This window comes from Chryseobacterium sp. KLBC 52, assembly GCF_003347605.1.
GTDB lineage: Bacteria > Bacteroidota > Bacteroidia > Flavobacteriales > Weeksellaceae > Chryseobacterium.
This window is the reverse complement of the sequence record NZ_QDFZ01000007.1, coordinates 173,193-184,992: the sequence shown is the minus strand read 5'-3', so window position 1 is coordinate 184,992 and position 11,800 is coordinate 173,193. Positions and strand designations below refer to the sequence as shown.

13 protein-coding genes are annotated in these 11,800 nt (G+C 36.1%); 8 read left to right on the top strand and 5 right to left on the bottom strand.

Features of this window, described 5'->3' with window-relative positions:
* The first annotated feature begins 51 nt into the window (after window positions 1-51).
* The 5 genes from kbl to gldG all read left to right on the top strand — a co-directional run bounded on the left by kbl (window position 52) and on the right by gldG (window position 4,905).
* Complete coding sequence (gene kbl, locus DDF69_RS09735) at window positions 52-1,248, top strand: glycine C-acetyltransferase (RefSeq protein WP_079241073.1); 1,197 nt, start codon at window positions 52-54, stop codon at window positions 1,246-1,248.
* Window positions 1,249-1,422: 174 nt separating this feature from the next.
* On the top strand, window positions 1,423-1,881 hold the full coding sequence (locus DDF69_RS09730) for a hypothetical protein (protein WP_114820618.1): 459 nt from the start codon (window positions 1,423-1,425) through the stop codon (window positions 1,879-1,881).
* A 9-nt stretch (window positions 1,882-1,890) separates the two neighbouring features.
* Window positions 1,891-2,442, top strand: coding sequence for a CopD family protein (locus tag DDF69_RS09725; protein WP_114820617.1), 552 nt, complete (start codon window positions 1,891-1,893; stop codon window positions 2,440-2,442).
* A 59-nt stretch (window positions 2,443-2,501) separates the two neighbouring features.
* Window positions 2,502-3,230, top strand: a complete 729-nt coding sequence (locus DDF69_RS09720; protein ID WP_114820616.1) for an ABC transporter permease — start codon at window positions 2,502-2,504, stop codon at window positions 3,228-3,230.
* A gap of 4 nt (window positions 3,231-3,234) precedes the next feature.
* Window positions 3,235-4,905: a gliding motility-associated ABC transporter substrate-binding protein GldG gene (gene gldG / locus DDF69_RS09715; RefSeq protein WP_114820615.1), complete on the top strand. Its 1,671-nt coding sequence runs from the start codon at window positions 3,235-3,237 to the stop codon at window positions 4,903-4,905.
* 267 nt (window positions 4,906-5,172) lie between these two features.
* On the opposite strand, the gene DDF69_RS09710 is transcribed toward gldG, so the two are convergent.
* From DDF69_RS09710 to DDF69_RS09700, 3 genes are all read right to left on the bottom strand, one after another.
* The gene (locus DDF69_RS09710) at window positions 5,173-5,991 is read right to left on the bottom strand and encodes a DUF2314 domain-containing protein (protein ID WP_114820614.1); all 819 of its coding nucleotides are present in this window, start codon (window positions 5,989-5,991) and stop codon (window positions 5,173-5,175) included.
* A 36-nt stretch (window positions 5,992-6,027) separates the two neighbouring features.
* Window positions 6,028-6,657, bottom strand: a complete 630-nt coding sequence (locus tag DDF69_RS09705) for a hypothetical protein (RefSeq protein WP_162800895.1) — start codon at window positions 6,655-6,657, stop codon at window positions 6,028-6,030.
* Window positions 6,658-6,776: 119 nt separating this feature from the next.
* Window positions 6,777-7,205 (bottom strand): DUF4268 domain-containing protein, encoded by a 429-nt coding sequence (locus DDF69_RS09700; protein ID WP_114820612.1) that lies wholly within the window; start codon window positions 7,203-7,205, stop codon window positions 6,777-6,779.
* Window positions 7,206-7,357: 152 nt separating this feature from the next.
* Here DDF69_RS09700 and DDF69_RS09695 point away from each other — a divergent pair, with 152 nt between their 5' ends.
* From DDF69_RS09695 to DDF69_RS09680, 3 genes are all read left to right on the top strand, one after another.
* A complete protein-coding gene (locus DDF69_RS09695; RefSeq protein ID WP_114820611.1) occupies window positions 7,358-7,765 on the top strand; it encodes an RrF2 family transcriptional regulator in 408 nt (135 codons plus the stop codon).
* A gap of 276 nt (window positions 7,766-8,041) precedes the next feature.
* Entirely contained in the window at window positions 8,042-8,929 is an 888-nt protein-coding gene (locus DDF69_RS09685) for a sulfite exporter TauE/SafE family protein (protein ID WP_114820609.1), read from the top strand.
* Between the two features lie 88 nt (window positions 8,930-9,017).
* Window positions 9,018-9,308: a putative quinol monooxygenase gene (locus DDF69_RS09680; protein WP_047376912.1), complete on the top strand. Its 291-nt coding sequence runs from the start codon at window positions 9,018-9,020 to the stop codon at window positions 9,306-9,308.
* Between the two features lie 134 nt (window positions 9,309-9,442).
* On the opposite strand, the gene DDF69_RS09675 is transcribed toward DDF69_RS09680, so the two are convergent.
* Complete coding sequence (locus tag DDF69_RS09675) at window positions 9,443-10,735, bottom strand: T9SS type A sorting domain-containing protein (RefSeq protein WP_114820608.1); 1,293 nt, start codon at window positions 10,733-10,735, stop codon at window positions 9,443-9,445.
* A 195-nt stretch (window positions 10,736-10,930) separates the two neighbouring features.
* On the bottom strand, window positions 10,931-11,737 hold the full coding sequence (locus DDF69_RS09670; RefSeq protein WP_114820607.1) for a T9SS-dependent choice-of-anchor J family protein: 807 nt from the start codon (window positions 11,735-11,737) through the stop codon (window positions 10,931-10,933).
* Window positions 11,738-11,800 lie beyond the last annotated feature (63 nt).

The window sequence follows — 11,800 nt, the reverse complement described above, 5'->3', positions numbered from 1 at the left end:
TTTATTTTACTGCCTTTTTAGTAAATTAGCACATCTAAAAAATTACTAAAAATGATCTCTGAAAAATACCTTCAACATTTACAGAACGAACTTCAGAATATTGAGAATGACGGACTTTACAAAAGAGAAAGAATCATCACCTCTCAGCAGAGTGCAGAAATAGAAGCGAACGGAAAAAAGCTTTTGAACTTCTGTGCAAACAATTATCTGGGATTATCTAACCATCCGGAAGTGATGAAAGCTTCTCAGGAAATGATCCAATCTCACGGATATGGAATGTCTTCTGTACGTTTCATCTGCGGAACACAGGATATTCACAAGGATTTGGAGAAAAAGATTGCTGATTTCTTAGGTCTTGAGGATACCATCCTTTACGCAGCAGCATTTGATGCCAACGGAGGTGTTTTTGAACCATTATTTACAGAAGAAGATGCTATTATTTCAGATGAACTGAACCATGCATCAATCATTGATGGTGTTCGTTTGTGTAAAGCAGCGAGATACAGATATAAAAACAATAATATGGCTGATCTGGAAGCTCAGTTGATTGCAGCTTCTGAAAAAAATCACCGTTTTAAAATCATCGTTACAGATGGAGTATTTTCAATGGACGGTATTGTAGCAGACTTAAAAGGAGTTTGTGACCTTGCCGATAAATATGATGCTTTGGTAATGGTAGATGATTCTCACGCAACAGGTTTCATCGGAAAAACAGGCCGTGGAACTCACGAAGCTAATGAAGTAATGGGTAGAGTAGACATTATCACTTCTACTTTAGGAAAAGCTTTAGGAGGAGCTTTAGGAGGATTTACTTCCGGTAAAAAAGAGATCATTGATATGCTGAGACAGCGTTCAAGACCTTATTTATTCTCGAACTCTCTGGCACCTGGTATCGTAGGAGCTGCTTTGAAAGTATTGGATATGATTTCTGATGATACTTCTCTTCGTGATAAAGTAATGGAAAATGCAGAATATTTCAGAACGGAAATGAAAGCGAAAGGCTTTGATATTCCAGATGGAGATGCTGCTATTGTTCCTGTAATGCTTTATGATGCACCGCTTTCTCAGAAAATGGCTGAAAAGCTTATGGATGAAGGGATCTACGTCATCGGATTCTTCTATCCTGTAGTACCGAAAGGAAAGGCAAGAATCAGAGTACAGTTATCTGCTGCCCACACCAAAGAACATCTGGATAAAGCGATTGCTGCTTTTGAAAAAGTTGGAAAAGAATTAGGAGTGATCTCTTAATTATTGAATTGGGTACAGCAATGAAAATATAATGTTCGGCTCGGGCAGCTTTGCTGCCCCGAGCCGAACTATTTTTTTATATAAATCTGTTTTTGATTGAGATTTTATAATCAAAATAAATTTATTTTTAACAATTATATAATAAGCTTATCTTTGCGCATAATTTTCAATGAAATGTTTTTTAAATCCAAGTATATAGTTGAATTTTCAAAACCAAAAGAGGAAATTTTAAATGATATAGATAAAAATTTATCTAAAAAGTTCTTTGATTGGAACAAATTTTTCGTAGGAAGGGTATCTGAGAATAGTTTTGATATTAAGTTTAATTATGATAAAATGTCTCCTTATTTTAAGGGAAAGTTTGTTGCAAAAGAAGATAAACCGGAAACTATTGAATTAACCGTATACAATGGTGTTCTTTCCATTTTTGGAAATATTTTAGGAATAATAGTTATGTTGATGTTTGCAATCGTACTTTTTCAGCAGGAAAATTATTTATGGATTGCTTTGATCTTCATTTCTATTTTAATTGTTTTATTTGAACATGTTCGGATTAATAACGCAAAAGATAATTTTTTTGAATATTTGAAAAAACTAGATACTTTTAGTAAGATTGTTCCTGTTAAAAAATAGAATTAAAAAATGCTTTACACAATAATCAAAGCGCTGCACATTATTTTTATGGTAAGCTACTTTGCGGGAATTTTTTATCTCGTGAGGATTTTCGTTTACTATAAAGATACCGATGAATTTCCGGAAGAAAAAAAGAAAATTCTGAGAGAGCAGTACACTTTTATGGCCAGAAGGCTGTGGAATATTATCACCGTTCCTGCGGGGGTAATCATGGCAGTTTGCGGATTGGTCATGATCTTTTTAAATACCGGGCTGATGAAAATGCCATGGTTTCATTTGAAACTGACCTTCCTTATCGGGCTTGCCATTTACCATTACTGGTGCTGGAAAAAAGTCCTTCATTTAAAAGAATTACATGGAGATACCCTGCCGATTGCCAATATTAAACTGAGACAGGCGAATGAAATTGCAACATTCATTCTGTTTCTGGTGGTATTCACCGTTATATTAAAATCAATGGTGATCGAATATTGGTGGCAATTAATTGCAGGATTTTTCGTTCTTGTATTGCTGATCATGATGACAGTGAAACTGGTTAATAAAAATAAAAAAAACAAATAATTGTAGAGTAGGGCGTATGTCTTGAAACATTCATCCTTTTTACATCTTACAAAAAAACTATGATTGCAATTTTAAAGAAAGAACTTTGGAGTTACTTTGGAAACTGGAGTGCATGGGTGATTATTGCCGCCTTCAGTTTGATAGCAACCCTTTTCCTGTTCTTTTTCGACAACGATTCTAATATTTTTGAGATCGGAATGGCCTCGCTTCAGAGCTATTTTGTATTGGTTCCATGGCTGTTAATGTTTATCATTCCGGCACTTTCCATGAAAACTTTTGCGGAAGAACAGCAAACCGGAACATTAAACTGGCTTTTTTCACAACCTTTAAAGGTGTCAGAACTGGTAGCCGGGAAATTTCTTTCCGTATGGATCGTTGGGATTTTATGCCTTATTCCTTCTTTAATTTACTTATATACAGTCTATGTTTTGGGAGTTCCTGCCGGAAATATTGATTTGGGAATGACTTTCGGAAGTTATATTGGACTGATAATCTTAATTGCTGCGTTTTCAGCAGTAGGAATTCTGGCGTCTTCATTATCACAGAATCAGATTATGGCTTATCTGCTGGGCGTTTTCATGTGCTTCATTATGTATTTTGGAATTGAACAACTGGCGAGTTATAAACTATTGGGAGGCGCAGATTTTATCCTTCAGAATATTGGTTTCTATCAGCATTTCTTAGGCTTTACAAGAGGGCTTATTGATTTTAAAGATGTAGCCTATTTTGTACTCGTTATCGGGGCTTCATTAGTATTGTCTAATCATTTTATTAACAAAAAGAAGTAGAATCATGAAGAAGTTCAATGCTAAATCTCCACTGGGAATTTTCTTAATTGCAATTGTTCCTTTGGTTATTATCCTGACCTATTCGGGAATCCGATTAGACTTAACAAAAGAAAAAAGATATACCCTTTCCGATAACACCATAAAAGTACTGGAGTCTGTAAAAAAGCCTCTGACGGTTGAAGTGTATCTGGAAGGAGACTTTCCCGCAAGTTTCAAACAGCTGCAAAGCGAAACGAAATTTATGCTGGAAGAATTCAGAAAAATTAATCCGAAGATCGATTTTAAATTCATCGATCCGATTAAAACAAAAATGTCTCAGGACACTTTGATGGCAATGGGAATGCAGCCGTCTATTCTTCCGGATGTAAAAGACGGAAAGATCTCACAGATTACGCTTTTCCCTTATGCGGTGATCAAACATGGAAATGATGGCGTTTCTATCCCTTTAGTGGTACAGCAGGCAGGAATTGATGCCGATCAGCAGCTGACAAGATCTATCGAAGGACTGGAATATAATCTTGTTTCCAACATTAAGAATATTGCAGCAGCCAAGAGAAAGAAAATCGGAATTCTGGTCAACCACGATGAATTGAATCCGGACGAGTTCCAGGGATTTGTACAGCTTGCCATGGAAAACTACGATGCAGGACCTATTATTCCTAAAAATCAGACGGAACTTTCAGTGGAAGATATTCCGTTATTAAAGCAGATGAGTGCTTTGGTGATTGCAAAACCAAGAAAAGCTTTTACAGATAATGAAAAAGTAATTCTGGACCAGTACATCATGAACGGAGGAAAAACCCTTTGGATGATTGATGCGGTGAATGCTGAAATGGATACCTTAACAAGATCCAAAAAAGTAATGCCTTTCCCGGTTGATATCAATATGACGGATTTCTTTTTCAATTACGGACTGAGAATCAATCCCGCATTGGTAAAAGACGTTAAAAAGTTTGCCCTATTAAGACTGGTTACAGGAGAAGTGAGTGGAAATCCTCAGTACACAAGCTTACCCTGGCCTTATTATCCCCTTGGAATTGCTGAAAATAATAATCCGATCACAAAAAATATTAACCCTGTAAAATTTGAATTCCCGACTTCTATTGATACATTAGGAGGGAGAAAGAATATCAAAACAAAAGTTCTTTTCGAATCCAGTGAAAGAACATTATTGAAACAGGTACCCAACTATGTGGATCTGAAAGAAATTGCAAGCGTAGACAGTCTTGGACAAATGGAAAAACCAAGTACTCCAAAGATCTTCGCTGTAGCATTGGAAGGAAAATTTAACTCTGCCTACGCATCAAGAATTGAAAGAAAATCTTACCCTGGATTCAAAACATCCAGCCCGGAAAACAAAATGATTGTGATTGCAGACGGAGATGTAGGAAGAAACAAATTGATCAAAGGTAAACCACTTCCATTAGGCGTAGACCTTTTAACGAACGAGCAGTTTGGAAACGAGCAGTTCCTTAGAAATGCTTTGGATTACCTTCTTGATGACAGCAATCTGATGGAATTGAGAAACCGAAACATCGAAGAAAGACTTCTTGACAGACAAAGAATTACTGAAGAGAAATCGACCTGGCAATGGATCAATTTACTGCTTCCATTGGCTATTATCGGTCTTATCGGAGGATTGTTCTTCTGGTTAAGGAAAAAGAAATTTGGATAAAATATAAAAAATTCCGGAAGAAAATCTTCCGGAATTTTTATTTTAACAACTTAGCATTGAGTAGTTATTAAGACTTATAAAAAATGTTGAACATATTAAAAAACCATTAAGAAGCATTTAAGAAATAAAGTATAGTTAAGTTGAATCATTCTGGTTTAAGCTTAAAGCAAAGCTTATCTTAATACTCTCAACAGCTTAATACAATCTTAATGTTTCAAAAATAAAAGTTTAAATAAATTCTGAGTTGTAATACTCTTAATTAATAATTTATCCTTCCAATACAGGAATAAGATGTTCCCAGTTCAGCTGTTTTGCATAATCTAAAGCCGTTTTTCCTTTTTTAGACTGGATGTTTCTATCCGCTCCGGCTTCTAAAGCAATCTGTACAGTGGTTAGATTTCCTGCAATGGTTTCTTTATGAAGAAGCGTCAGTCCGTCTTCATCAGCTTGGGTAAGTTCATCCGGATATTGTTGTAAAAACTTTACAAATTCCTCCTTCATATTTTTACTCATCGGATGTTCGATAAGATTTTCGGGATTTTCCTTCTGATTATTGACCACAAGGATATCATTAAAGTCCCCAAAATCCAGCTGCCATGCATTATCGTGTTCTTTTCTTTCTGCATCAGACATATCAGCACGCATTTTCTGGATGGTAAACCCTCCGTAAGCTTTCGGAAGAGGTGAGGATGATGAGGAAAATAGCTTGGAAAGTCCCTTTGGTTTCTGTACACTCGGAGTGATGGCAAAAAGCCAGTCACTGATATTTTGTAAAGGAATTTCAACATAATCACCCACCTGGATGTTCTTAAGGCTACTAGGCTCATTAATCAAATATCCTCTCACGTGATCTCCGTCAAAGAATATTTCATTAATCCACATATGTTCTACCAGGCTTTCTCCGGTTTCTTCATCCTGTTCTTCAAAAGCTGTTTTAACGCATGATACATTAAGTCCGGGAATGATTCTTCTGTATTCCCAGGACTGTTCACGCCAGAAATACTTAAAGGTTTCCTGAGCTTTTCTGTAAGCTTTAATCATTTCCGGATCATTTCCGTCTGCAAAAAAAATTGGGTTCTCTTCCATTTAATAATCGGGTTGTGGTGTGTTAAAGAATATAGATTACTGCTGATAGGCTTCTTTTGGGAGTAAGGCTGCAGTTTTGTAATAGCTGATGTCAGTGGAAATCTGTGACTGAAGGTCCTGGAAAGTGTCATAGTCATAATGAATCCAGTTTTCTTCATGATCCGGATCCGGAGTTTTGTCTACAGCCAGTTCCAGTTTTCCGTCTTCCTGATAACTGCATTCAATAGCTGCGTATTTTTCGCCGTTTTCGTCGTTGGTATACCAGCATTTTATGGTTCTTTCAAGCTGCGGTTGATGCGTTTCGTTATCGATCACCTGTGAACAGATAAAGTTTTCAGGATCATCGGTTTTGAAAACAGTTTTTGAAATTAAGGGCAGATCGTCTACGGATAATGAATAAAGCTTATTGGTAGAAATAATAAACCCGTCGGTAGTTTCTTTTTTTTCAATGTCAAAAAAGTCAGATTTTTCTTTAAGATAATCCACTACCTGCGCTTCGTCTTCTTCGTCACTTAAAAAATAATTGATGTTGTAAACACTGTCTTCATTGATGAATTCAATTTCTTTCAGGAAATCGGAACCTTCCTCATAATAATACAGATGATATTCGCTTAGCTTCACAGCTTTACTTTTAGAGATGATTTCTCCAAAAATGTTTTTGTACACTTTTCTCATTTTTAATCATGTTAGTTTGTTTCATCTATTAGTTTAAGTGGTAGGGCAAAGATAAGTTTTTCTTTTTTTATCATCCTGAAGTATAAAGAAGTATTTATTTCGTAAGTATTCTATATATCCTTTATAAAATCCTCATATTCGTAATAAAACCTTTCGAAACCGTCCATTTTGTCCACAAAAAATTCAAAAATTTCTTGCCAGGTGTTTTTGTTAAAAATAGAAACATTATGTTTTTCAATCCAGATCCTGCTGATGACCTTGCCGTTTTCAAGAGTAAAATATTCTTCTTTCTGAAAATCTCCAATAAAATCTTTTAAGATATCCTCTAAAGACCAGATTTTCTCGTAGTAAGCATTTCTGAAGATTTCATCTTTCATTTCGATATCCAGAGAAACTTCTGCTTTTTTGTTGTCGGCAGAAAATTTAAATGCCATGTCCTTGATTTTGGTGTCATAAAGAATCCATTTTCTGGGAAAAGATCTTCCAAAAGCTGTCCAAAATTCCTTTTTTAATTGCTGTGCTTCTTGTTTACTGAACATATGGCAAACATAATGATTTAATAGGAGAAAGGCAAAAGTGTGGTACCTAAAACCGTAAAATTACGGATAGACAAACCTGCCTTTTTATTCCTTTATTATTGCTGTTTTCAGGTCTTTTTCAAATATTAAACAATTTTCGTATTTTTGCTCTAATGCTTTCAAAAAAATCTCAATATGCGTTTAAGGCGCTTTCATATCTTGTAGAAAAAAGAAATGAAGGCCCGATTCTTATTTCTGAAATTGCGGAACATAAAAAGATTCCTTTAAAGTTTTTGGAAAACATCCTCCTTGAATTGAAAAAAGCGGAAATCCTCGACAGTAAAAAAGGAAAGGGTGGTGGCTATTTCTTAAAAGAAAACCCGGAAAATGTGAAACTGGCAAAGATCATTCGCCTTGTGAATGGTCCTATTGCAATGCTTCCCTGCGTAAGTCTCAATTTTTATGAAAAATGTGAGGACTGCAATGAAGATCACTGCGGACTTCATGACGTTCTGATAGAGGTTCGGGATGCTTCACTGAATATTCTGGAAAGTAAAACTTTAATGGATCTGGTTGATTAATCTGATCCTTTTTTTTGAATTAATAGTCTACTTGTTTTGTAGGATAAATATTTTATCAGATATTTGCACTACTTCAAATGAATAAACTATGATTTCAAAAGAAGAGGTAAACCAATTACAAAAACTTACGCCCTCTATTACCGCAGTGCATTCAGTAGCTGCATGTATTATATCCGGAAAAATTTCCTCACTCAGAACTAGAGAGAACATCCCAACTTTAAATGTCTCAATTGCCAATGCTAATGATGAAGGAGTATGGACTAAAACGGTTGTGATATGGTGATTTCGAGAAAAATTCAGGTAAGGTTGAATGTACTTTTGGTAACAGCTGCTATTATATCCATTGCTGTTTTTTCCATGTACGAACTGGGATATCTGGAAGAACTGCAGATCATTCTGGCCAAAGACAATTACATTTTTTACTGGATGCTTCTGGTAGGTGTATTTGCGGAAATTGTTGCAGGTTCCATGGGAATGGGGTATGGCGTAATCTGTACCACCACACTGATGCTTCTGAATATTCCACCGCATATTGTAAGCGCCAGTATCCATTCTGCAGAAAGTTTTACTACGGCTGCGGGAAGCCTCAGCCATATTAAATTGAAAAATGTAAGCAAAAGTCTGGTGAAGAAACTTGCTATTCCGGCTGTTATTGGTGCTGTTATTGGTGCTGTATGCCTTACTTACCTGGGAGAATATTATGCGAAAATCACGAAAACGCTCATTGCTTTTTACACTTTATACCTTGGATTCCAGATTCTTTCGAATGCTTTTAAAGAAAAACAAAGCAAAGCCCTGAAAAGAAAAACCAATCTGACCAGGCTGGGTGTGATAGGAGGCTTTATAGATTCCTTTGCAGGAGGAGGCTGGGGACCTTTGGTAACCGGAACATTGATTAAAAATGCATTCACCCCAAGATTTGCCGTAGGAAGCTCTACCGTAGCCAAGTTTATTCTTACACTAACCGCTGCCATTACCTTTTTCTTTACCTTGGGAATCCAGCACTGGAATATCATTCTCGGACTTTTAATTGGTGGAATCATTACTGCTCCTTTTTCCGCCATGCTTACCGCTAAGCTTCCTGTGAAGAAAATGTTTGTGATTATCGGAACCCTGGTGATTGTAATGAGTTCTATAACTATTTATAAATCAGTTTTTAATTAAAAATTACACTTGGTGTGGAAAAATAAAAGGGTTAAAAAGATATTCGGTTTTGAAAATATTTTACTTTTACATCACTAAATATTAGAACATGAATTTACATATCATTGCACTTTTTAAGTTTAATGAAAATTATCTGATGGACGCTGTAGAGCTGTTTCAGAACCTTGTGAAAGAAACAAGAAAAGAAGAAGGCTGTCTGCAGTACGATCTTATTGAAGATAAAGATAATAAAGGAACTTTCTTCCTGATCGAGCTTTGGGAAAGCGTTGAGCACCACAACAGACATAACGGTCAGGATCACCTGTTAGACTTCCGTAAAGACGCTTCCAAAATTATGGAAAGCTCAGCAGAGGTTTATAAAGGATTTAAAATATATTAATATTGATGGACTTAAAGATTTAAATATGTAATGATTTAAAGAAGAATCTTATATCAATAGAAAATAAAAGGCGGTTTCAATATTCTGAAACCGCCCTTTTATTAGAAAAAATAGAAAGTATTAAAATAGAAAGATTATTTTACGACAAGCTTTTTCGTCTCCGAATGGCCACCGTAAGTAATTTTTACAAGATAATTTCCTGATGGAAGTGTAGAAAGGTTCAGGTCCTGCTTGTAGAATCCTGCCTGGTTGGTAAGTTCATCTGAATATACCTTTTTCCCGGTAAGATCATAAACTTCTACATTCCCTTTGTTGCCTGCTTTTTCTTTAACATCAAAAAGAACAGTTACTTTTTTATCCGCTGTGGTAGGGTTAGGGTAAATACCGAAAGAGGCTTTTTTTCCTACTTCAGTAATGCCCAACGTTTCCGTGATTTTTTTGTATTTGAAGTACATATTTCCTGTACTGGCACCACCATTGGTTGTGAAGTACATTCTGTAGTAATCATTTCCTTTTTTGACGTAGTAGACCACATCATTTTTCACTGTCCCGATCCCTTTCCATGAATGTCCTACTGTGGTAATAACAGATGAGAAACTTGCATTAGCAGGAATTGCATACGATGCTGTTTGCTGTGTTTCAGGCTGAACCATTGCCACTTTTACGTTCGGACTTTGAATCGCTCCGGAAAGCGGGTACATCTGTACACCCATATAGAATGTGTAATATTTGGTGAATACGAAATCCCATGCCGTTCTGGAAGGCTCAAGATTGGGAACTTTTTCTCCGGTATCAAATGAGAAATAGTTGAAATATGAATCATCTGTACCGTTAGCAAGCGTTCTTGTTTCCGTAGCTCCCCATGATGTACCGTTCCATTTTGAATACTTGAAGGTATATCCTGCAAAAGCATCTTCAATAGCAAACTTGATGTAAGTTCCTGAAGCATATTTTAAAACAAAAATGGCTTTCCCCTGAATATGGTGGTTTACCGGGTTGTAAACACCCCATCCTGTAGAAGGGATATTGGGGTTGGGAGAGATCACAGGTCCCTGTTCAAAAGCTCCCTGGCTCCAGTCAGTGGTCTGATCCGGATTATAAAGAGGGGCTCCCCACGAAGATTCATTGCTGATATTAATATTATCCCAATCGGCTAAATTGGTAGAAGCAGTGAATACTTCAATATCTTTAGCATCATTGACTCTTGATCCGAATGCATAGTTTGAGTTTCTATAAAAAGCAATATCCCACGTATTGGCTGGCTGAGAAACCATATTACCATCTGCAAGATTTACAAATACACGGTTTTGGTATCCGCTTCCCATGGTCATGTTTACCTGTGAATATCCCAACGCGTCAGTCTGCGCCAAAACAGTCTGCTGAACAGACAGTGCCAGTACTGATGCCAATAATAGTTTTGTTTTCATAATTTATTTTTTAAATCCTTATTTAGAATGATTCCACAAAATTATATAATTATTTTTAATCAGTCTAAATAAAAACATGATTTTTATCGTGTTTTTATTGTAATCCTCATGATAAACAGAGAAAATTGGGTATAGAAAAAGCCGGAAGGAGTGATCCCGCCGGCTTTAAAAAGGCAAATAATAGTCTAATAAACCTTATTTTTTGATGAATTTTGATTGGATTGTTTTTCCTTCTGCAGTTTCAATATTCATATAATATACTCCTGTCTGAAGCGTGCTGATATCAAATCTTTGTCCGTTCAGTTTCCCTTCTGCTGCTTTTTGTCCTGCTGCAGAATAAATCTGAATGTTTTTAGGATCTTTTTTGACAATGAATTCTATTGCAGACTGATCAGAATTTAAGGCAAATCTGAAATTTTCTGTTGATTTATTGTTGTCTGATACACCTAAGGAAGCAGTCGTGTTATACACTACATTATCTACCTGGATTGCTACGTGAGTAGCAGTAGGAGTGAACTTAAATACAATGTATGAACCAGTGGATGCCGGAATATTAACACTGATATTCTGTACTGTACCAATAACCGAAACATTAATAGGACTTCCTACAGGAACGAAAGTTGACATATCTGCAGGGTTGGATGCTACTCCTATCTGAATGCTTCCCGGACCAGGAGATGGAGATACCAGGGTAGTATCAAAAGTCAGAGTTTTATTTCCTGTTGGAGTTTCAATCTGCGGAGTAATCAGATAAGAAGAACCTGTTGCATTGTTTCCTGCATACGACTGAACGAATCTGTTGGAATCTCCTGCTACAATCATTCTTGGAGGTACAGGAGGAAACTCACCCGTTATCGGTGCAACGATTGCAGACCATCCAAATTGTGGGAAAGTAGTGTTCCCAGCGGTAAAATTGTTGAAATTTTCATTGATGTTAGATACCTGAGCATTCGCCGTTAAGGCTGTAAACATCAGAGCTCCTAAAAGTAATTGTAATTTCATGAGATTATTTTTATTTAGAATTATTCCACAAAAATATACAATTATTTTTAATGAGTCTAAATA